The sequence below is a fragment of the Niabella sp. genome (assembly GCF_030150205.1).
GTDB lineage: Bacteria > Bacteroidota > Bacteroidia > Chitinophagales > Chitinophagaceae > Niabella.
The window spans coordinates 35,886-58,903 of record NZ_JASLGT010000014.1; the positions used below are offsets into that span (position 1 = coordinate 35,886).

Sequence of the window (23,018 nt, forward strand, 5' to 3'; positions counted from 1 at the left end):
TTAGCTATCAGTCATCAGTTTTCAGTTTTCAGTGATTTGTACGATATCTATGATCTGACATCCGCATTGAGTAGGATACGGATCTAACCTGGAACTTTAAACCTGAAATAATTCCATAGTCCTCCCAGTCTACATGTCCCCCAAAGCAAGGGCCGTAGTAAAATAGCCAATTGTGAGTAAATCATCGAGTGTAAAACGGCGTCCAACCTTAAACAATATCCTCTCCTGCCATCTTTAATACCAGCTCCCACTCCTCCGGCTTTACGGTTTGTACCGACAAACGGCCCAGGCGTACGAGGTCCATATCTTTTAACTGCGGTACTTCTTTGATTTCAGATAACGGTACGGTTTTTTTCAATTTCTTATAGGGTGCTACTTCAACCGCCACCCAGCGCTCATCTGTTGTGGTTGGATCCTGGAACGCCTCTTTCACAATTTTTGCAATCGCTACAATTTCCACGCCCTCATTACTGTGATAAAAAAAAGCCAGGTCTCCTTTCTTCATAGCGCGAAGGTTCAGCCGTGCGGCATAATTCCGTACTCCATCCCATACGGTTTTTTTGTCCTTTACCAACTGATCGTAACTATATTTAAAGGGTTCTGATTTTATAAGCCAATATGCCATAAGAAATGTAAAATTTAATAGATTGATTTTAGAATGATGCGTTGTTCCTGTTTGTAATCAGTAATTTTATATTTATAAAAGTATAAAACAATCAGGAATCCGCAACATCAAATAAGCATCTGGGAGCAGGAGGCTTTTTATGCTCCGCAGGATATCATCATTATTGGTGCAGGTTTCACGGGTTTATGGACGGCCGTTTATCTTAAACAAAAATTCCCTTCTAAAAATATCCTGATCGTGGAACGGGGGGCTACACCCGCTGGCGCCTCCACGCGGAATGCAGGGTTTGCCTGCTTTGGCAGCCCTACAGAGATCTTATCTGATATGGAAGCCATGGGAAAAGAAAAGGCCCTGCAATTGCTGCAGATGCGCTTTGAGGGGTTGCGGGCCATACAGAAGATCTTTTCAAACGGACTGATCGATTTTTCCATTTGTAAAGGATACGAACTGCTGGACAGCTCCCGGAGCCTGGAGCGCCTGCCGGCGCTGAATGAATGGCTTTATGAAATTACCGGTGCGCCGGCAACCTTTTGCCAGCAGGACGAACTGATCCCCGTATTCGGATTTGCGAATACAGCACACCTCGTAGAAAACCGTTTTGAAGGCTGTCTGCATCCCGGCAAGTTATTAAATGCCCTTTATCATCTTGCGGTAAAAATGAATATCCGCTTTTTATTTGCAACCGAAGTACGCCAGGTGGAAGAAGATTCGCAGGGCGTAAAACTTTTTACAACAAAGGGGCCCGGTCTTGCTGCGGAACGGATCGTTTATTGTACCAATGCTTTCAGCAACCGGCTATTGCCCCGGATAGACCTGGTACCGGCAAGAGGCCAGGTATTCCTTACGGAACCAATTCCCGGCTTAAAATTCAAAGGCAGCTTCCATTACCAGGAAGGCTATTATTATTTCCGCAACCTGGACGATCGTATCTTACTGGGTGGTGCGCGCCATACCTCTTTTCAGACCGAATATACACTGGAACCTTTTACTACATTACCGATCCAGCAGGCATTGGAGGCTTTTTTATCTACGGTGATCTTACCCGGACAACGGCCGCAGATCACGCACCGCTGGGCGGGCATTATGGCCATGGGCAAGGAGAAAACACCGATTGTGGAACAACTGACCGACCGGTCTTTTTGCGCAGTCCGGATGAGTGGCATGGGCGTAGCACTGGCTCCTACCGCTGGAAAAAAGATTGCAGAACTGATGACCTAGCGGCTGCCGGTGTTGAGCGGTTCTATAGCATACTGTATTTATTCACCATAACGAATAATCGCTTACCTTTCTGCCAAAAAATGAAGTTCGGACAAGTAAGCAACCCCGGTGTAATTGATTTCGCCCTGCCGGCGGATCATCCGGAAACGGCAAACGTGCTTGGAGCCGTTAAAAAACAGGAAACATTTGAAGTATATGTAGGTTGCGCCAAGTGGAACCGAACCGACCTGAAAGGTTTTTACCCCCGTGGTGTTAAAGATGAATTAAAGTATTATGCCACCCAGTTCAACGCTATTGAACTCAATGCAACGTTCTATAAAATGCCGGATTGGCAACAGGTAGCAACCTGGAAGAGCAAAACCCCGGAGGGATTCAAATTTTTTCCCAAACTCACCAATACGATCAGTCATTACAAACGGCTGATTGATGTGCAGCAGGAGCTGGAAGTATTTTGCAACGCGGTCAGCAATTTTGAAGACCGGCTGGGCATGGCCTTCCTGCAACTGCACGATAATTTTAAACCGGAGCATTTTGACCGGCTACAGCAGGCATTGCAGTCCTTTCCCAAAGGTATTCCCCTGAGTGTGGAAGTACGGAACGGAGAATGGTTTTCCAACAGCCGCGTCCACGACCGTTATTGTGCATTACTGGAACAGCTGGGTATGGCACATATTATTGTGGATACTGCCGGCCGCCGGGATATGCTGCATATGCGGCTTACAACCCCCATTGCCTTTGTCCGGTATGTTGGAGCCAATCATCCTACGGATGTGGATCGTCTGAACGATTGGATTGAACGGATCAAACAATGGCGGAAGGAAGGATTACAAAAACTGTACTTCTTTGTGCACCAGAATGTGGAACTGGAGTCGCCCCTGCTGGCTGCACATTTTATCCGGACCATGAATCAAACATTTAACCTCGCGTTAAAAATACCGGACAAGGCCGGGGAACAGGGCGCTTTATTTTAATAGCGATAACAGCTAAACCACAGGGAAAAGAGAACGCAACGATCAAAAAGGTATGACATACCCTTTATACAACCGCCTTGCGCATCTCCGCGGTAAAATGCAACCGCAAGATGCTCAAGGGCCACGCGAGACACGCCAGGATGTCTATCAGAACGTTTTTCCATGCGACCGCTGCGAATACCTAGCGAACGTAGCGGTTAAATACAACCGCAAGGTGCAAGGCACGCCAGGATATCTATCAGAACTTTTTCCTTGCGACCGTTGCGGATACCTTGCGAACGTAGCGGTTAAATACTAAACCGCAGCGAACGAAAAAATCCGAAAGTATAGCACGCCTCTATATAACTTCCCGGCGCATCTCCCATGCCTTCGCCATTCCGCGGTTAAAACGCCACGATAAATGCAAAAACGAATCAGCGGCAGACAGTCCCTTCCTTATTTCCATCCTCCGCCCAGGGCCCGGTAAATATGGGTAACCGCACTAAATTGTTGCGCCCGGGTTTCAACCAGTTCCAGCCGCGATTCCAGCGCATCACGCTGTGTCATCAGTACTTCCAGGTAATCGGCCCTTGCTGCCCTGTACAGGTCATTGGATACAGCAATCGACCGCGCCAGTGCATTCACCTCGTTATTTTTCAGCTGGTACTTCTGCTCCAGGTTGCTGATATTGGACAGCTCATTCGATACTTCCCGTACGGCGTTTAAAATGGTTTTCTCGTATTCAAACAGGGCCTGCTGCTGACGGGCATCAGCGCTGGCGAACTCCGCTTTAATCGCATTTTTATTGATCAGCGGTGCAGCCAGTTCTCCGGCCAGGGAAAACAGAACGGATTCCGGCAATTTGGCCAGGTACGAAGGTTTAAATGCCTGTAATCCCAGTGAAGCCGAAATATCCAATGTAGGATAAAAAGCCGCCCGGGCCACTTTTACATCCAGCTTTGCAGCTGCCAGTGCCAGCTCTGCCTGACGGATATCCGGCCGGTTTGCCAGTAACTGCGACGGAATACCGGTACTTACCTGCCGGGGTAATGCCGTAAGAAACCCACCGGAAGAACGTTCCACCGGCTGAGGATTGCGTCCCAGGAGAAAATTAATTTTGTTCTCGCCTTCTTTTATTTGCTGTAAAATTTCATATTCCCGGCTCCGGGAATTGAGCACTTCTGCTTCAAATTTTTTAACGGCCAGCTCAGTAGCCCTTGCCGCTTCCTTCTGCACTTTTACAATCTCCAGGCCATTCTTTTGCAGCTGGATGCTTTCCTTCACAATGGCCAGTTGATTATCCAATCCCAGTAATTCGTAGTAAGCATCTGCGATCTCTGCGATGAGATTGGTAGTTACAAAGTTCTTCCCTTCTATCGTTGCCAGGTAACGGTCTACAGCCGCCTGTTTACCATTCCGGAGTTTCTTCCAGATATCAGCTTCCCAGGTGGCATAAAGCCCCAGCTCATGATCACCCAGGATGTCCGGCACTTCTTTTCCCGGCGCTATATCCGTAGAAGCATCCCCGGCGCCCTGACTGGTATACCGTCCTACTTTTTCCACACCACTGCCAACCTTTGCCATTACGCTGGGTAACAATTCTCCTTTTTTTACCCGGATATCATTCCGGGCGATCTCAATCTCCTGAAGCGTGCTTAGCAACTCCCGGTTATTGTGCAGTGCTGTATCCACCAGTTTCAACAAGTAAGGATCAGCAAAAAAATCCTGCCATTTTATAGCTGCACTGTTTAATGTATCCACCGTAGCCGCTTCAAAGACCGCCGGCGGTTCCGTTTTTACTTCGTGGTTCACGATTGCCGGCACTTTGCAGCCTGCACTTCCCACAAGGGTAAGAGCTACAGCACCGATCAGGTATATTTTAATACTATTCATTGTGATCAATTTCTTCTGTTAACGGATTTTCTTCTTCGTCTTCTACCAAAATATGCCGCTCCGATATACGGGCAAAAATGTAGTACAACCCTGGTATCACCAGTACACCAAAGATGGTTCCAAACAACATGCCTCCTGCTGCCGCCGATCCGATGGTGTGGTTGGCAATGGCTCCGGGACCGGTTGCCACCATCAATGGAATAACCCCGGCAATGAATGCAAAAGAGGTCATCAGTATCGGTCGCAAACGCGCGGCAGCACCTTCAATGGCGGCCTGCGCAGGTGAAAGACCATCCCGGTGCCGCTGTACGGCATACTCCACGATCAGTACCGCATTTTTACCCAGGATCCCGATCAGCATCACCATGGCGATCTGCGCGTAAATATTGTTTTCCAGTCCGAAGATCTTTAGGAAACAAAAGGCACCAAAGAGCCCGATGGGCAATGAAAGCAGGATGGGCAGCGGTAATACAAAACTTTCGTATTGTGCAGATAATACCAGGTATACAAATATGAGTGAAATAAGGAAGATGTAAATAGCCTGGTTCCCCCGGCGTGTTTCATCCTTGGAGATACCTGCCCAGTCGATACCAAAGCCTCGTGGAAGCTTTTGTTTAGCTACCTCATTGATCACATCAATGGCTGTTCCGCTGCTGACACCCGGTGCGGATCCTCCGCTGATCTCAGAAGCATTGTATAAATTATGACGGGTGATCTCAGATAAACCGTAGGTCTTCTTCATCGACATAAATGCCGAGTAAGGCACCATTTCATCATGATCATTTTTTACATAATAGTTAAACACATCTTCCGGCAACTGGCGGTACTGCGGCAGGGCCTGTACCATTACTTTATACGGCCGGTCAAACTTGATAAACCCTGTTTCGTAGTTACTGCCCACCAGTGTAGAAAGGTTATCCATTGCCTTCTCTACAGAAACGCCTTTTTGTTTGGCTTTATCATTATCCACAGCCAGCTGGTATTGCGGGAAGCTGGCGCTGTAAAACGTAAACACCGAACTTAACTCCGGCCGCTTGTTCAGTTCCTTTACAAAATCGCGGCTTACCGTTTCCATCAATTTATAATCGCCGGTTCCGGCTTTGTCTAAAAGCCGCAGCTCAAAACCGCCGGCAGCGCCATAACCCGGTACCGCGGGTGGCGGAAAGAACTCCAGCGTAGCGCCTTTAATTCCTTTTGCTTTTTCTTCCAGTTCTTCCATTACCTCCTGCATGCTGTGCTTACGTTCGCTCCAGTCTTTCAGGTTGATGAGGCAGGTTCCCGAGTTGGATCCGGTTCCTTCAGATAATGCCTCATAGCCTGCCGTAGTGGACACTGATTGAATATCATCCATACCCGAGGCTATTTTCTGCAACTGCGCCGCCACCGCATCCGTACGCTCCAGGGTAGATCCGGGCGGAGTAACGATGATGGCATAAAACATACCCTGATCTTCCCCGGGAATAAATCCGGAAGGCACAGAAGTACTAAAGCCCCAGGTTCCGGCAATAAAGGCCACCAGTACCAGGAAGGTAATTGCACGCCGGCTTACGATAACCGATACCAGTTTTTTATACCAGCCCGTTAAGTTATTGAACCAGTTATTAAAACCATCGATACCACGGTTCACCAGGTTTCTTTTCTTTTTTCCATGATTATTCTTCAGGATCATGGCACACATCGCCGGTGTAAACGTGAGGGCTACCATCCCCGAAAGAACAATGGCTGTTGCCATGGTAACAGAGAACTGACGGTAAAACACTCCTACCGGTCCGGACATAAAGGCAATGGGAATAAATACCGCGGCCATGATGAGCGTAATAGCAATAATGGCGCCCCCTATTTCATGCATCGCCGCCATGGTAGCTGCTTTGGCACTAAGGCCTTCACTTTCCATTTTGGCATGCACCGCTTCCACCACCACAATGGCATCATCTACCACAATTCCGATTGCCAGCACCAATGCAAAGAGCGTGATCAGGTTTAAAGTGATCCCCAGGAACTGCATAAAGAAAAACGTACCGATCAATGAAATGGGTACTGCCAGGATGGGAATCAGCGTCGAACGCCAGTCGCCCAGGAACAGGAACACCACCAAACCCACCAGAATAAATGCTTCTACCAGTGTATGCACCACTTTTTCCATAGAGGCATCCAGGAATTTGGATACATCATAGCTCAGCTCATAGTGCATACCCTTGGGGAAAGACGATTCCTGGATTTCCTTTAGCTTGGCCTTTACATTCCGGATCACTTCGCTGGCGTTACTGCCATAGGATTGTTTAATTACGATGGCGGCCGATGTGCGTCCATTCAGCTTGGAATAAATATTGTAGAAGGCACTACCCAGCTCTACATCCGCGATATCTTTTAAATGCAGCAGTTGTCCGTCCGGCCCCGTCTTCAGTACAATATTGTCATAATCCTCTTTCTTGTTATAACGACCGGTATATTTTAATACATATTCAAAAGCCTGTGATTTTTTACCGGAGCTTTCGCCCAGGCGTCCCGGGGATGCTTCAAGGCTCTGATCACTCAGCGCTTCCATTACTTCATTGGCGGTGATCTTATATGCCAGCATGCGATCCGGCTTCAACCATACCCGCATGGAATATTCTTTGTCCCCCAGGATGTCGGCAAACCCTACGCCGTTCACCCGCTTCAGTTCGGCCAGCAGGTTCAGATCGGCAAAGTTGTAAATAAAGCTGCCATCCAGTTTGGGGTCATCACTGTAAAGGTTTACATACATCAGCATATTCGATTCTTCCCGGGTAATCTTTACACCTTCCCGTACCACCAGGGGCGGTAATTTGTTTACTACAGCGGCCACCCGGTTCTGTACGTTTACAGAAGCCAGGTTCGGATCGGTACCCAGCTCAAAAACCACCTGGATGCTGGCTTCCCCGTCGTTACCGGCATCCGAAGCCATGTATTTCATACCCGGAATACCGTTGATGGCCTGCTCCAGCGGAATCACCACTGCTTTAATCATCAGTTCGCTGTTGGCACCGGGGTACTCTGCGGTTACATTTACCTTGGGTGGTGAAACGGAGGGAAACTGGGTTACCGGCAGCTGGGTAAGCGCCAGTATCCCCAGGAAAAGGATAATCAATGAAATAACAATAGACAGTACGGGCCTGTTAATAAATTTATTAAACATAAAAACGGTTTTGGAATAGCATCATTTTAAGGGTTCAGGAGTTGCAGTTTACGGGCTACTTCTTCCGGTGCTGTATATACCGGCTTTATTTTCTGATCTTCTTTGATGGTTTGCAACCCTTCCAGCAGAATATGATCCGTTGCAGCAAGACCGCTGCCGATCACATACAGTTGGGGTAGCTCATATTGCACCGTAATATTTCTCGACCGTACTATATTATCTTTATCTACCACATATACATAGAACTTGTCCTGGAGCTCATAGGTTGCTTTCTGTGGTATAACCAGGGCATTTCTCAAAGGAATCTGCATCAGTACCTTCCCTGTTTGCCCGTGTTTTAAAAGCGCATTCGGATTTGGGAATTTCGCACGGAAGGCGATATTGCCGGTCGTATTGTCAAATTCCCCTTCAATGGTTTCAATCATACCCGGGTAAGGATAACGGTCGGCGTTGGCCAATGTAAGCGCCAGCGGTGTTTTGGTGGTACTGCTGCTATCCGTTTTAAAATTCAGGTATTCACTTTCCGATACATTAAAATAGGCATAGATGCCGCTGTTATCCGATAGCGTGGTTAACAGGGTGCCATCATCTACCAGGCTCCCCTGTTTGAACCGGAGCCGGTCAATGACGCCGCTAAAGGGAGCCCGGATTTCTGTAAACGATAAATGCGTGCCGGCTAAGGTCATTTCGGCCTTCGCTACGTCATATTTTGCTTTTGACAGTGCGAGTTCATTTTTGGAAACGATCTCTTTATCGGCCAGCAAACGGGTATTCTGCATTTCCAGTTCGGCGGAATGCGCTTCTGCCTTTGCTTTTTGATATTCTGCCTCATAAATCTTAGGCATAATGCGGAACAGCAATTGACCGGCCTTTACATACTGCCCTTCGTCTACATAACTTTTTTCAAGATAGCCTTTCTCCTGGGCGCGTATTTCTACATTGCGCACCGATTGGAGTTGTGCGATATATTCTTTTACATAATTGGTGTCGATGGTTAAAGGACTGGTAACAGAAAATGTTTCAGCCGTTGCTTTTTCTTCTTTGCCCGACTTACAGCTTGTAGTTCCGTACGTGATTATGCACAAGCTGACCAGCAATGCGATTTTGTTCATTGTTGAATGGAAATTTTAAGGGAGCACAACCGTTTCAGTTGAAAAAACTGAAGGCTGCTAAAAATGGCTACACCTGCGGAGCTGATCTTTACCGGAATGAAGGAATTTCAATCGATGAACTTACAAACGTATGTACCAGATGTGTTGTCCTTAATATGAGGTTCACCCGATACCTGGCAAAAAGCCAGGTCTGTACGCCGATCCGAAAAATCGTTCTGACGGGTTACTGGTATCCCGTTCATTACCGTTGATCTGTATCACTCCGGTTTGCAATGTGTTGCCGGGGTTGGTAATTTTGATTTATTAATATTGTAAATGCGAAAATGCGTTCTTAAAGGATTTATTCCAGGAAACCTGGAGTAGCAGTTGATGGTAACGCCGGGCCCGGCTGTCATACCCGGATAGAACGGAAAAAAATATATTTTTCGGGAGGCTGATAAGCTGCATGCCGTTTCCGGTACAACTTTTCTTTGTCATAACCATTTTGATACGGGTTAGGGATCCAGCTGATAACCCAATGTGGAAAATCTGCAAAAGACTGTTCATGCAGGCCCGGGGCAACATCTTCTTCCTTGTCGTCGGTACGGTCAAGGAACAGGTCGGTGGGAAAAACGGGCAGGTCTGGTGTAGTTGTATAATTGGCCGTTTTTTGTACAAATGCAGGGTCAGGAGAACGGTGTCCCGTTTTTTGCGCCGGACTCAATAATAAAAACCCCAGCGCAAACATCAAACTATAAACAATCATCAATACTCCGCCCCGCTTCATAAAGGCGTAAAAATAATCCTTCCGGTTCTTTTCTAAAAAAATACTTTTTAATTTAAAAATTTTATAATACCGGTATTGGGTTTTTTATGGGTACGTTCCCATTTTGGAGCCCTCAGCGTTCTTCCATTCTCCGCGGTTTGTTTTAAACGCAAAGACCGCTATGGACCCGCAAGGGACGCAAGTTTTTTAATAACCGAAGCGTAAAAGCTGGAAGCTTAAGGCTGTCAGCAATCAGTAGTTAGCTATCAGATGATTCCGGTTACGATAAGAGGAACAATTTTTAATGTGGATTCGCTATAGATCTGTCAACTCCGAACGGGGGCAGCACGGCTGAAAGCTAATGGCTTAAGGCTATCAGCTATCAGATGATTCCGGTTGCGCCTCCCCCCCCTCTTTTACAGTAAATTCAACGGCCAATGCACCGCTGGGGCAACGATGCACCTGCTCTACGATCTGATCCGCCGGGGCACCATCCACGTCTACCCACTTCTTTTCCTTTGGCCGGAATACCCCGGGCAGCTCCTTCCAGCAGCGGGTTGCATGCTGACAAAGTTCGGGGCGCCAGATCACCGCAAGCTCCCCGTTCTGATACACGATCTTTTTTGTTACCTCCGGATCCCGTTGCATAAACGTACGTACCGTTACCTGGTTTTCCAGGATCTTTGATATAGGGCAGGCTTTCGCAATTTCCTGCAACCGCAGTTTTTGCTCATCCGGCACCGGCTGGGGAAAATAAATGTCCCGGTCAATGACCGTAACGGTCTTTCCCTCCCTGATCTCACTATATAAATTGGTATTCACCCGGATCTCCGGTATCGCCCACTCCTTACGGTCGATGTACATCCGCAGGGTGATGAGCGTACAGGATGCCAGTGAAGAAAGCAGCAAGGTATACGGATCGGGGCCGCTATCCTGTCCGCCCTGGCTTACCGGCTCATCTGCAATGAAACCGCCGTTGCGCCAGGTAATAGTACATTGATATTTACCGGTACCGATACCAGCATTTACCGGCTTTTCAAATTTATATTTCATATGCTTTTTATATATACAGCAAGCTACATCATTTAATTGATTCCCGGATTAATCCAGGTTAAGGAATGGGCTATTATATTAATAGTAAGATGTTTTTAGTGATATGTTGGTGACGTCTGGAAATTCCGGCAATAAGTAAACGCGGCGCCCGCAGCCACTCCGCATCACCGTGGCAATTATATAAACCAAATCCATAATTGTGTAACAGTGCGGCCGGGCATCCGAGCGAACTTTGTAGGGAATTATTAAACGATGTATTTATGACAACCGATCCATTCAATGAAATAGCCATCCCCCTGGAAGGTGTAGAAAGCGAACACTGTGCCCTTATTGTAGACAAGGGGCTGGACAAAGTGGCGGGTATTGCGGCACATAAAGTAGAGTTAAACAACCGCCGGGCATTGATCAGTACTGATGAGAACGAAGTAGTGTCCAAAGCCGTATCGGCGATCCGCGACCTGGGCTATGAGGTACCTACCGTAAAAAAGAATATCCCGGTGCTGGATATGACCTGCGCTTCCTGTGCCATCAGCGTGGAAAGCATGCTGAAGAGCCAGCCAGGGATCGTAAACGCTGCTGTAAATTTTGCAACCACATCCGTGGCCGTAGAATATTTGCCCAATATCATTGACACCGCCGGTATGCAAAAGGCAGTACAGGCTATCGGGTACGACCTGCTGATCGAAAGCGCGGAAAAGGAAGCCGAAACGCTGGAAGCCATCCACCAGGAAAAATTCAGCGCCCTGAAAAAGAAAACCCTGTGGGCCGCCTTCATCACGGTTCCGCTGGTGATCATTGGCATGTTCTTTATGGATATGCCCTACGCCAACGAGATCATGTGGATCCTGTCTACCCCCGTGATGCTTTATTTTGGGAAAGATTTCTTTATCAACGCCTGGAAACAGGCCCGCCACCGCTCTGCCAATATGGACACGCTGGTGGCCCTGGGCTCCGGAACGGCCTACCTGTTCAGTGTATTCAATACCCTATTTCCTTCGTTCTGGCATAACCGGGGGCTGCACGGACATGTATACTTTGAAGCGGCAGCGGTGATCGTTACCTTTATCCTCCTTGGAAAACTGCTGGAAGAAAAAGCAAAAGGGAATACCTCCTCGGCCATTAAAAAGCTCATCGGATTACAGCCGCAAACCGTTACCATTATCCGCGCCAATGGCGGGGAAGAAACCCTGTCTGTTGAAAAGGTACAAAAAGGCGATATCATCCTGGTAAAACCCGGCGAGAAGATCGCCGTTGATGGCGTGGTTACGGGGGGCAGTTCGTATGTAGATGAAAGCATGCTGAGCGGCGAACCGGTACCGGTGCTAAAAAAAGAAGAAGAGGCTGTATTTGCCGGCGCCATTAATCAGAAAGGCAGCTTCCGGTTCCGTGCCGATAAAGTGGGATCCGAAACCATGCTGGCACAAATCATCCGTATGGTACAGGAAGCCCAGGGCAGCAAGGCCCCGGTACAGAAACTGGTCGATAAAATTGCCGGCATCTTTGTACCCGTTGTGATCGGGATCGCCATCCTCGCCTTTGTCAGCTGGATCCTGCTGGGCGGCGATAACGGTTTTACGCAGGGATTGATCGCCTTTGCCACCGTTCTGGTAATTGCCTGTCCGTGCGCCCTGGGGCTGGCTACACCAACGGCCATCATGGTTGGCATCGGCAAGGGCGCCGAAAAAGGCATCCTGATCAAAGATGCGGTAAGCCTCGAACTGGCTAAAAAAGTAACGGCCGTAGTGCTGGATAAAACCGGTACCATCACCGAAGGAAAGCCCGTAGTTACCGACAGCTACTGGAAAGATGAAGACACGCTTTTAAAACAGATCTTTTTCAGCATCGAAAAACAATCGGAACACCCCCTGGCGGAAGCGGTGGTAAAACACTTTGCAGGATTACCGGTGGCCCCCATCACTGGTTTTGAGAGTTTAACCGGACGCGGCGCCAGTGCAAAAGCGGGATCTGCTGTTTATTATGCCGGGAACCGCCGGTTGCTGGATGAGAAAGGCATCCGGATCGATGATGCATTTTTGGAAAAGGCGCAGCAGTGGAGCGATGCCTCCAAAACCGTAATCTGGTTTGCCGATGCGCAACAGGCGCTGGGTGTATTTGCCATCGCCGACCAGATCAAAGAGACCTCCGTAGAAGCGATACAAACATTAAAACAAGCGGGTATTAAAGTATATATGCTAACCGGCGATAATGAAGCCACCGCAGCCGCCATAGCCCGGCAAACAGGCATTACCGCCTACCAGGCAGAAGTATTGCCGGAGCAAAAAGCCGCCTTTGTAAAACAATTGCAGGCAGAGGGCAACACCGTAGCCATGGTTGGTGACGGCATCAACGACAGCACCGCACTGGCCCAGGCGGATGTAAGCATTGCGATGGGAAAAGGCAGTGATATTGCAATGGATGTGGCCAGGATGACCATCATTTCTTCCGATCTGAATAAGATCCCCGAAGCCATCCAATTATCCCGCCACACTGTGGCCACCATCCGTCAGAACCTGTTCTGGGCCTTTATCTACAATGTGACCGGTATTCCGGTAGCGGCAGGCATATTATATCCTGTAAACGGGTTTCTGCTAAACCCCATGATTGCCGGGGCTGCCATGGCATTGAGCAGCGTAAGCGTTGTTACCAATAGTTTGCGCTTAAAATGGAAACGGTAAAACATGTAAGAATTACCCGGAATGATGTAATAGTACAGCCATTGATTGAAACGAAATTTGTAACAGAATCTTTAAAATAATAATTATGAAAACAATTCACATTTCCATTCCAAATATGCAAAGTGCGCATTGCCAGACACGCGTTCAGAACGCGCTCAGCAGTGTGGAAGGCATTACCATTAATGAAATAAAAGCAGGTCAGGCGGCCATTGCACTCAGTGATGCAGAACAGCAAAATGCTGTAACAGCAGCGATCGAAAAAGCGGGGTATACCATAGCAGGTATTGCTTCGGAAAACAGCAACGCAGCAGATGCCACCTTTCGTTTTAAAACCAATATCAATTGCGGTGGCTGCGTGGCTTCCGTAAGACCGGCACTGGATGGCAACAATGGCATTGCCGAATGGCAGGTAGATACCCTGAGCAAGGATAAGATCCTTACTGTAAAAACAACCGGTGCTACCTCCGAAGACGTGATGAATACTGTTAAGAACGCCGGTTTTAAAATAGAACCCGTTCAGTAAGTAGTGCACAGATCCTTTAAAAACCATTAAGGCATTAAGCGCCGTTAAGTTCCTGGTAACCTTAATGCATCTTCATCTCTTAATGGTTTACTTCAATATTAAACAAACAGCCGGAGTAAATAAAATCCGGTGGGTTTATTAAACCGGAATAAATATAATTATATGAATCACAATTTACACCATACCTCCGGAGCTGATGTACAAATGCAGCTGTTAACAACGCCTGAAGACCTCGTTGCAGAAAAGGAAATACAGCTGCTATTGAAACCGGTCAGGCACTCTGCTCCCGATGCTGTCGTACCCCTGGTACTGCAACACGAGGCGCCATTCCACCTCATTATCCTAAGCGAAGACCTGCAGCATTTTCAACACCTGCATCCGCAATTGCAGAATAACGACAGCTACCAGGTAGCCGTTACTTTTCCTGCAGGAGGCCGCTATTTATTGTATGCAGACTATCAGCCGGAAGGTGCATCACCCTTGGTTGATCAGATACCGCTGCAGGTGGCTGGCCATGGTCATCAGCCCGTTATTACCACCGGCGAAAAATTAACAGCCACTACCGGCGATTTTAGTACGGAGATCGATCCTGCTATTTCATTGCATGCCGGCACATCCGTGCTGCTTCCCTTCCGGATCAAACGGAACGGGCACCTGCTGAAGGCAACGGAGTTGTCGTCCTATCTTGGCGCCGTGGCACACCTGATCCTCATCCACCAGGACGATAAAGACTTCCTGCACATCCATCCGCAGGCGGGCACGGATGTTCCCATCATCGCGCATACCCGGTTTGAAAAAGCCGGCAGCTACCGGTTGTGGGTACAATTTAAGATAGACGGTACGGTGTATACCGCAGATTTTACCCTTGATGTGAAAGCAACGTTACATACCGCCCCCGAACAACAACAAATCCATCATCACCGTGGGTAAATCCACACCAACTGTAGCATACAGGTAACGCCTTGCATAAAAGCAGGGCTTTATACCGGATTCAGTGTCTCTGTGCCTCAGTGGCTACGCCCAGGTATTGACATAAAAATAATGGGCCCATTAAAAAGAAACAGAATATATTGCGGGTGAAATATACCGGCATGCAACGATACAAAAACCTTCTTTTTTATGTGTTAACGATCGCCGCCGCTATTGCGATCATCTGGTGGATCATTATCATGGGCGACCAGCTGCAATCGCAAAAAAATATCAAGTCCATTATCGAAAGCAAGCCCGCACTGGGCATTCCCTTTACTGCAGTGCTCCGGCACAATATCCGGGAACCGCTGGCCATCCTGCTGTTACAGATCTTTGTGATCCTGCTGGCTGGTTCATTAATGGGATTCCTGTTTAAAAAGATAAAACAACCCCGCGTTATTGGCGAAATGGCTGCCGGCATCCTGCTGGGAGCGTCTTTCCTTGGATATTATTTCCCGGATGTATCTGCCTTTGTATTTCCACCGCAATCGCTGGGTAATCTTAACCTGCTCAGCCAGGTTGGCCTGGTGCTGTTCATGTTTATTGTAGGATTGGAGCTGGACCTGTCCCTGTTAAAAGGAAAAGCAAACGCCGCTGTATTGATCAGTCATACCAGTATTATTGTGCCCTTTACCCTGGGAGTGGCCACCGCTTATTTTACCTATCAGCAGTTTGCCCCCCAGGGTGTACAATTTATTTCATACGCATTGTTTATTGGCATTTCATTAAGCATAACCGCCTTTCCCGTGCTGGCCCGGATCATACAGGAGCGCAATCTTTCAAAGACCAACCTGGGGGTGCTGGCCATTACCTGTGCTGCGGCCGATGATGTTACGGCCTGGTGTATCCTTGCGTTGGTGATTGCGGTGGTAAAAGCCGGGTCTGCCTGGAGCGCCCTGTACACCATCTTACTTTCCATCGGCTACATCCTGGTAATGCTAAAAATATTGCGTCCGCTGATGGCCCGGTATTACAAAAAGGTAAACAACCAGCTGACAACACCCTTTATCGCGGTATGTATGATCATCCTGATCGCATCGGCCTACCTTACGGACGCCATTGGCATCCATGCCTTGTTTGGCGCCTTCGTGGCAGGTATGATCATGCCGGCCGATATGGAGTTCCGTACCCAACTGATCGAAAAGATCGAAAGTGTGGCCCTGCTCCTGCTGCTTCCCCTGTTTTTTGTTTCTACCGGTTTAAAAACACAAATCGCCCTGCTCAACAATCCCACGCTTTGGGGTATTTGCATCATCGTGCTGATCATTGCCGTCATTGCTAAATTTGGTGCCAGTGCTGCCGCCGCCCGTTTTACCGGCCAGTCCTGGAGCGAAAGTCTTCAGTTAGGCGCGCTAATGAACACCCGCGGACTAACGGAACTGGTGGTGCTGAACATCGGGTACGACCTGGGAGTGATCTCAAGAGAAATTTTTACCATCCTGGTGATCATGGCCCTGTCTACCACGCTGATGACCGGGCCGGCGCTTAACCGGATCCAGAAGCTGTTTAAATCGTCATAGAGGTAATTTGAAAATTTGAGAATGTGGGAATGTGGAAATGTGATAATGAGGTAATAGCAAATAGGCAGTAGTAAACAGGAACCAAAAGGCAAAGACCAAATTGCAAAAAACAAGAAGCGGAGCCTTAGATAGCTTTCAGTGATCAGTTTTCAGCAGATACGGCCGGGAATGCAGCTCCTTCATTAAACGAAATATCCGTCCCCCCAGGTCTTCCTGTCCCCTGAAAGCCCGCCCCCCTGTACAAAACTTTTCCGGTACTTTTCTGTTGATGATTCCTGAGATGCTTCTGCAGACGGTTGATTGGTATTATTTTAACGATCTAATCTTTTGTAAACTAGCATTTTTCGTTTATTTTCACGTACAAATTGATTAAAAAATGGAAGACAATTATTCAAGAAGCACACCAGACAGCATTTTTTCAAGGAATGAAGCCGTAGGCTCCCGGTCACGCTCTTTCCTTGCCAATGTATTTACCTATATGTTTGTAGCATTAGGGATCACTGCAGTAGTTGCCTATCTTTTTGCGGCAAATTCAGAGCAATTGCTTTATCCGATCGTATCCAATAAATTATTGTTATACGCCACTATTTTTGCGCCGCTTGGTTTTGTTTTATTAATGTCCTTTGCCTTTAACCGGCTTTCGGCACCGGTTCTAATGGCTTTATTACTTGCTTATTCAGCGATAAACGGTATCAGTTTTAGCTTCATTTTACTGGCTTATACCAGCACTTCTGTATTTGGCTGTTTTCTTACCGCAGCGCTGATGTTTGGTGTAATGGCCGTAATGGGATATACCACTAAACAGGATCTTACTTCCATGGGCCGTATTATGATGATGGGCCTGATTGGTATCATCATCGCCTCGATTGTAAACTTCTTCCTGAAGAGTGATTCCATGGGGTATATCATCAGTTTTATCGGGGTGATCGTGTTTACCGGTTTAACCGCATACGACGTACAGAAGCTGAAAAGGATCGGTGAAGGGATCGACCAGGAAGGTAATGTGATTGCCGGCGATGTAAAGAAACTGGCCATCATGGGTGCATTAAGCTTATACCTCGATTTCATTAACCTGTTCCTGATGCTGCTGCGTCTGTTTGGAAGAAGAAATTAATGTATTTCAATCTGATTATTAAAAGCCGGTTCTCCCGGCTTTTTTCTTTTAACCAACCTTCTTATGAACTTACCGGTTTTGCTTTCAGCGGCCATTAGAAAAGAAACTGTGGCAGCAATTGTTGAATGGATCGGGGCCGATCAAAAACGGTTTGACGGACTATTCCTGCTCTTTTCAGAAGGTGAGCCTCGCGTGGTACAGCGGGCAGCCTGGCCCATGAGCTATTGTGTGATCCGGCACCCGGAGCTCATCACCCCGTATTATGGAAAGATCATCCAGCTATTGAATGATCCCACACAGCCGGCAGCTGTAAAAAGGAATATCCTGCGGCTGATGGACCAGGGTCCCGAAGTGCCCAAAAAGTTTCATGGCCCGGTAATGGACAGCTGTTTCCGGACGCTGGAAGACCCGGAAGAAACGATCGCAGCCCGTGCTTTTGCCATTGGCATTCTTTCCCGTATGACCGAAAAGTATCCGGAAATATTGCCGGAACTAAAAACAGCGGTGGAATTTGTGCTGCCCAACGCCGCTCCCGGTGTACGCAGCAGGGCGTTAAAGGTGCTAAAGAAAAAATGAGCGAAAAAATCCACAGAGACACAGAGGTATTATGGTTGCATTTTAACCGCGATGTTCGCAATGAATTCGCAAGGATCGCAACGGGAGATACCTGCTATAAAAAGTCTTAGGAGCTTTGCGAAACTCCTGCGCGCTTTGTGAGTTAAGTTGTTCTCCGGGCCTGCCGCGTCACTACGCGAAATGGGAGCCACAAAGACCGGCAGGCGCTAAGAAACACGAAGTGGTATAATGCGTTGCGCCCCTGCGTGAAAAGCCATGGAAGCACCAGTGGCGCCGGTTTACAAACCTTTAAAAGGCGTGGATGAAAAATATACCTGGTAATCTTTAATACGCCCGTTGGGATTATCCTGCCGGGGCAAGAGTTTTAACCCGCTTATTTTATAAGCCCTGCCCAGATCAATCACTACCTGGTGCGGATGTTTCGGGCTACGGTCCTGCCACTCGGTATGCCAGATACTGGTAAACTGCAGGTCGAAGAGATTGGCTGCATTTCCGTCATCACCATCCACTTCTTCACTATCTGCATACAAAACTTTCCAGGCACTGCGTGGGATTTCTTTTCCATCTGCATCCAGCAACTGGATCTCTGCTGCCGAGGCATACGGTTGGTTCTTAAACTCACTCAGGGCCTCCAGGCAGAAATACCTTGCCATTACCGGCTTGAAAGAGGCCATTTGCCACTCTTTGCTGTCTTCAAAAGTACCGTTGTAATGCGCCCGGGAAGCAGGAATGGTCCATTTTTGTGATGCTTTTTTATGTACCTGGGCGCGTTTTTCCGTTACAGAATCCAGGATGGGTTTGCTGAGCCCCTTCAATTCCGCCGGGTGGCTGATACCCAGCAGGTCAAAAACGATCACTTCATTGGTCCCCTTCTTCAGCCAGCACCCGGGCAGGTAAATGGTTTGTGTAGGTCCGATATTCCAGTACCGGCCCAAACAGATCCCGTTTACCCATACCAGCCCTTTATTCCATTTGCGGAGATCGAGATAAGTATCTTTTAATTCATTTACTTCAAAAACAGCTTTGTAAAAACCGGCACCCGGCTGTACTATTTTTGAAAGCGGTGCATATTGTACCGGGATGGTCTTATCTCCCAGCTCAACAGGGTAGTTTTTCCATTGTTTCAATTCTTTTTTTGCTTGGCCATCGTCCAGGATCACTTTGCCATGAATACCTTTCCGGTCGTGCATAAGATAACCGTAATTTACCCGGCCGGTAGCTTCTACCAGGATCTGCATGGGTGTGGCCTTTGCGCGCGCAGGAATATTGAGGGTAAAGTTGCCTTTTCGCCGGTCGATGGTTCCTGCCTGTTTTTTATTGAGATACACCACCGCATAATCATGTATGTCTTCAAACTGAATAGCAGCTGTTCCGCCCGCCGGAAGCAGGGTTTCATAAAGAACAGCGCCGTATCCCTGGTTAAGATCTTCCATCAGCATGGCTGTGTCTGCGATAACAGCCTTTGGAAGATTATTCCACAAAGGAGCAGATGCCGTAAAACGGATCGTACCCAACGATTGGGCCTCAGTAGCCGCCGGCACATCCGGAAGCGTTTCTCCCGGCTGCAGGTACTTACTCAACAGTTCCCGGATCGCATAAAATTTGGGGGTGGGATTTCCGGCCTCATTGATAGGCGCGTCATAGTCGTAGCTGCTGGTTTGCGGCAGGTACGGTGGTGCATTGGCACCGGAGAAAGTGCCAAAAGTAGTACCGCCATGCGCCATATAGATGCTGAATGATGCATTATGATCCAGCATCCATTTGAGCTCGTCAATCACGCGCTGACTGGAACCGGTATGATGCGGACGCCCCCAGCTATCGAACCAGCCGGGATAATATTCGGCACACATTAACGGGCCGTGTGCCTGCACCCCGCGCAGGGCTTTGAAACCGCTTTCAGGATTGCCGCCAAAATTAACTGCCGCAAAAATATCCGGCCGTATATCATTCTTTAATTGCACTGGTCCGTCGCAGGTAAAGAACGGAACCGTAAATCCTGCCGCTTTCAGGTAATCGCGGATCAGCCCGATATATTCTTTATCGGAGCCAAAACTTCCGTACTCATTTTCCACCTGCACCATCAGGATATTGCCGCCCTTGTTCACCTGCAGTGGTGCCAGCTGTTTTCCCACTTCCAGCAGGTACCGTTTACATGCTTCCAGGTAGTGCGGATGCTGCGTGCGCACCCGCATGCTTTTATCTTTCAGCAACCACCAGGGAAAACCGCCAAACTCCCATTCTGCACAGGAGTAAGGTCCGGGCCGCAGGATCACATACAGACCTTCCTGCTGCGCCATCCGGCAAAACTCCGCGGCATCGGCTTGTCCGCTCCAGTCAAATTTTCCTGGTTCCCGCTCTGTAAAATTCCAGAAAAGATAGGCACATACCGTATTTAGTCCCATGGCCTTTGCCATTTTTAACCGGCCCCGCCAGTAATCCCGGGGAATGCGGGTATAATGCATTTCCCCGCAGCGGATCACAAACGGTTTATGATTGAGCAAAAAACTGGTATCACCAATGGCAAATGCGGTCTGATTCTTTTGTGCGGCGGCTCCGTATTGCAGGAGCAACGACACACATAAAAGAATCAGACCGCGGCCGAATCTTCTGTAGCAGTGCATGAAAGGGGTGCGTGTTAAATTATAATCTTCTGATCTTGATATTGCGGAACCAAACAGTATTGCCATGATCCTGCAAACCGATACGGCCCGATTTGAAAGCAGCAAAATCAGGAAGATTTTTAAACTTGCTTTGCGCTACCAGCGCACGCCAGTTATCATCCCACATATGGGTATCGATAATATGCACCCCATTGAGGTAAAAATCCAGTTTACCATTCAGACTTTTTATTACCACATGGTTCCACTCGCCTACGGCTTTCACCGGCTCGCTGCTGCTTTTAATGATATCGTACAAATCACCGGCGCGATGTTTGGTGATCTTTCCATCCGGGTGTCCCTCGTTATCCAGGATCTGCATTTCGGGGCCGGTGTACCACATGTATTTATACTTGTCTTTATTGTCGATCACATAAAGACACACACCACTGTTTCCTTTTTGAGAAATTTTCCAGTCGAGCTGCAGCTCAAAGTTGCCATACTCTTCATCACTAACCAGGTCGCCCCGGCCGGATTTAGCCTCTCCATCCAGTTGCAGGGTACCATCTACCGCCTGCCAGGCAGTTCCCGGAGCCGTGGCTCCATAAGTATGCCATCCGGCTGTGGTTTTGCCGTCGAACAGCAGCTTCCAGCCGGCCGCTTTTTCTTTTTTACTAAGCGTATTTTCAGACGCTTCGTTTGCCTGACCGTGCTTCTGGCCGGAACAGGAAGATGCAAACAGGCCAAGGGCCGCGGCAATCAAAAAGGTTTTTGTCATAATCAAGGTTTAATGGGGTTATTTTTTTAACAGCAGAATATATTTTACCATGGTCTTGGCATCGGCTTCCGTTACATTCGGATGCGGGGTCATTGGTACTTCACCCCAAACACCACTGCCGCCGGAAATTACCTTCTGCGCCAGCTTGGTAATGGTGGCATCATCTGCACCTGCATATTTGTTGGCCACATCGCGATAAGCCGGGCCGGTTAATTTTTCGTCGATCTTATGACAGGTGATACACTGATACTGCCCTACCATTGCCAGACCTGCCTGGTAATCCGGATTAGCGGATATATCGTCTTTCTTCTCGGTTGTCTTGGTTTCGGAACCGGCTTCCGGTTTCTTTTCTTCTCCCCCGCCACATGCAGCAGCAATGGCTGCCACGATAACCGCAGATAAAATAACTTTCTTCATGTTCTGTGTATTTGTTTGATTTTTTTATAAAGATATTAATTGATCCCTAAAACTTTTCTATTTAATGCATCATCTTTTACCGTAGCAGCAAAATCATCAAAGGCTTTTTCCGTAACCCGGATGATATGGTCTTTAATAAACTGCGCCCCTTCTCTCGCCCCGTCTTCCGGGTGCTTCAGGCAACATTCCCATTCCATTACCGCCCAGCCTTTAAAGTCATACTCTGCCAGCTTGGAGAAAATGGTTTTAAAATCTACCTGGCCATCGCCGGGGCTCCGGTAACGTCCTGCGCGCTTCAGCCAGGGCTGGTAGCCGCCAAAAGCGCCCTTCCTGCCTGTTGGATTAAATTCCGAATCTTTTACGTGAAATGCCCGGATCCGCTCGTGAAAAATATCGATGTACTCAATATAATCGAGGCATTGCAGTACAAAATGCGAAGGATCGTACAGCAAACAGGCCCGCGCATGGTTATTTACTTTCTCGAGGAACATCTCGTAGGTATCGCCATCAAAAAGGTCTTCTCCCGGATGGATCTCATAACACACATCCACACCACATTCCTCAAACGTATCCAGGATGGGGGTCCACCGCTTCGCCAGTTCAGTAAAACCCTCTTCAACCAGTCCTGCAGGCCGCTGCGGCCAGGGATGGAAGGTATGCCATAATAAAGAGCCGCTAAAAGTTGCATGGGCATTCAATCCCAGGTTCTGAGAGGCTTTCGCAGCATACTTCAGCTGCTGAATGGCCCATTCGGTGCGGGCTTTGGAATTATTGCGTACAGCGTCCGGCGCAAAAGAGTCAAATAAAAGATCATAGGCCGGATTTACTGCCACCAGCTGTCCCTGTAAATGGGTCGACAGTTCGGAGATCTCCATTCCGCATGCATTTACGATGCCTTTGATCTCATCTGCATAGGTTTTGCTTTCCGCAGCCTTTTGCAGATCGATAAACTGATCATTGTTGGTAGGGATCTGTACCCCCTTAAAGCCTAATGAGGCCGCCCAGGTACAAATAGATTCCAGCGTGTTAAAGGGAGCTTGATCACCGGCAAACTGTGCCAGGAAGATACCGGGTCCTTTCAGCGTAGTCATATATA

The 23,018-nt window shown here is 48.1% G+C and carries 18 protein-coding genes; 8 read left to right on the forward strand and 10 right to left on the reverse strand.

The genetic code is table 11. From position 1 onward, the window contains the following. Positions 1-208: 208 nt before the first annotated feature. The gene (locus tag Q1V85_RS12350; protein ID WP_300600352.1) at positions 209-625 is read right to left on the reverse strand and encodes an EVE domain-containing protein; all 417 of its coding nucleotides are present in this window, start codon (positions 623-625) and stop codon (positions 209-211) included. 162 nt (positions 626-787) lie between these two features. On the opposite strand from Q1V85_RS12350, the gene Q1V85_RS12355 reads away from it, so the two are divergent. Both Q1V85_RS12355 and Q1V85_RS12360 read left to right on the forward strand, forming a co-directional pair. Continuing rightward, positions 788-1,843, forward strand: a complete 1,056-nt coding sequence (locus tag Q1V85_RS12355; protein ID WP_300600432.1) for an FAD-binding oxidoreductase — start codon at positions 788-790, stop codon at positions 1,841-1,843. Between the two features lie 80 nt (positions 1,844-1,923). Next, positions 1,924-2,814: a DUF72 domain-containing protein gene (locus tag Q1V85_RS12360; protein WP_300600354.1), complete on the forward strand. Its 891-nt coding sequence runs from the start codon at positions 1,924-1,926 to the stop codon at positions 2,812-2,814. A gap of 435 nt (positions 2,815-3,249) precedes the next feature. Here Q1V85_RS12360 and Q1V85_RS12365 read toward each other — a convergent pair whose 3' ends face one another. The 5 genes from Q1V85_RS12365 to Q1V85_RS12385 form a co-directional block, all read right to left on the reverse strand. Beyond that, positions 3,250-4,686 carry an efflux transporter outer membrane subunit gene (locus Q1V85_RS12365; RefSeq protein ID WP_300600355.1) on the reverse strand — a complete coding sequence of 479 codons (1,437 nt, stop codon included), beginning with the start codon at positions 4,684-4,686 and terminating at the stop codon, positions 3,250-3,252. Beyond that, positions 4,679-7,843, reverse strand: a complete 3,165-nt coding sequence (locus tag Q1V85_RS12370) for an efflux RND transporter permease subunit (RefSeq protein WP_300600357.1) — start codon at positions 7,841-7,843, stop codon at positions 4,679-4,681. Before Q1V85_RS12370 ends, Q1V85_RS12365 begins: the two co-directional genes overlap by 8 nt. A 26-nt stretch (positions 7,844-7,869) precedes the next feature. Then, the gene (locus Q1V85_RS12375) at positions 7,870-8,955 is read right to left on the reverse strand and encodes an efflux RND transporter periplasmic adaptor subunit (RefSeq protein ID WP_300600359.1); all 1,086 of its coding nucleotides are present in this window, start codon (positions 8,953-8,955) and stop codon (positions 7,870-7,872) included. 391 nt (positions 8,956-9,346) lie between these two features. Next, on the reverse strand, positions 9,347-9,721 hold the full coding sequence (locus tag Q1V85_RS12380) for a hypothetical protein (protein ID WP_300600361.1): 375 nt from the start codon (positions 9,719-9,721) through the stop codon (positions 9,347-9,349). A gap of 354 nt (positions 9,722-10,075) precedes the next feature. Further along, positions 10,076-10,753, reverse strand: coding sequence for a (4Fe-4S)-binding protein (locus Q1V85_RS12385; protein ID WP_300600363.1), 678 nt, complete (start codon positions 10,751-10,753; stop codon positions 10,076-10,078). Positions 10,754-11,013: 260 nt separating this feature from the next. On the opposite strand from Q1V85_RS12385, the gene Q1V85_RS12390 reads away from it, so the two are divergent. The 6 genes from Q1V85_RS12390 (at position 11,014) to Q1V85_RS12415 (ending at position 18,130) form a co-directional block, all read left to right on the forward strand. Next, a complete protein-coding gene (locus Q1V85_RS12390) occupies positions 11,014-13,428 on the forward strand; it encodes a heavy metal translocating P-type ATPase (RefSeq protein ID WP_300600365.1) in 2,415 nt (804 codons plus the stop codon). Between the two features lie 85 nt (positions 13,429-13,513). Then, on the forward strand, positions 13,514-13,951 hold the full coding sequence (locus tag Q1V85_RS12395) for a heavy-metal-associated domain-containing protein (protein WP_300600367.1): 438 nt from the start codon (positions 13,514-13,516) through the stop codon (positions 13,949-13,951). A gap of 162 nt (positions 13,952-14,113) precedes the next feature. After that, positions 14,114-14,881, forward strand: coding sequence for a hypothetical protein (locus Q1V85_RS12400; protein WP_300600368.1), 768 nt, complete (start codon positions 14,114-14,116; stop codon positions 14,879-14,881). A gap of 161 nt (positions 14,882-15,042) precedes the next feature. Further along, the gene (locus tag Q1V85_RS12405; protein ID WP_300600369.1) at positions 15,043-16,440 is read left to right on the forward strand and encodes a cation:proton antiporter; all 1,398 of its coding nucleotides are present in this window, start codon (positions 15,043-15,045) and stop codon (positions 16,438-16,440) included. A gap of 376 nt (positions 16,441-16,816) precedes the next feature. Further along, complete coding sequence (locus Q1V85_RS12410; RefSeq protein WP_300600371.1) at positions 16,817-17,554, forward strand: Bax inhibitor-1/YccA family protein; 738 nt, start codon at positions 16,817-16,819, stop codon at positions 17,552-17,554. 63 nt (positions 17,555-17,617) lie between these two features. Continuing rightward, positions 17,618-18,130 (forward strand): hypothetical protein, encoded by a 513-nt coding sequence (locus Q1V85_RS12415; RefSeq protein ID WP_300600373.1) that lies wholly within the window; start codon positions 17,618-17,620, stop codon positions 18,128-18,130. Between the two features lie 278 nt (positions 18,131-18,408). Here the strand turns inward: Q1V85_RS12415 and Q1V85_RS12420 are convergent, their stop codons facing one another. The 4 genes from Q1V85_RS12420 to Q1V85_RS12435 form a co-directional block, all read right to left on the reverse strand. Next, positions 18,409-20,706, reverse strand: a complete 2,298-nt coding sequence (locus tag Q1V85_RS12420) for a beta-galactosidase (RefSeq protein WP_300600375.1) — start codon at positions 20,704-20,706, stop codon at positions 18,409-18,411. A gap of 64 nt (positions 20,707-20,770) precedes the next feature. Next, positions 20,771-21,505 carry a DUF1080 domain-containing protein gene (locus tag Q1V85_RS12425; protein ID WP_300600377.1) on the reverse strand — a complete coding sequence of 245 codons (735 nt, stop codon included), beginning with the start codon at positions 21,503-21,505 and terminating at the stop codon, positions 20,771-20,773. An 18-nt stretch (positions 21,506-21,523) separates the two neighbouring features. Further along, a complete protein-coding gene (locus Q1V85_RS12430) occupies positions 21,524-21,922 on the reverse strand; it encodes a c-type cytochrome (RefSeq protein WP_300600378.1) in 399 nt (132 codons plus the stop codon). Positions 21,923-21,957: 35 nt separating this feature from the next. Continuing rightward, positions 21,958-23,013, reverse strand: a complete 1,056-nt coding sequence (locus Q1V85_RS12435) for a sugar phosphate isomerase/epimerase (RefSeq protein ID WP_300600380.1) — start codon at positions 23,011-23,013, stop codon at positions 21,958-21,960. Between the last annotated feature and the right edge of the window lie 5 nt (positions 23,014-23,018).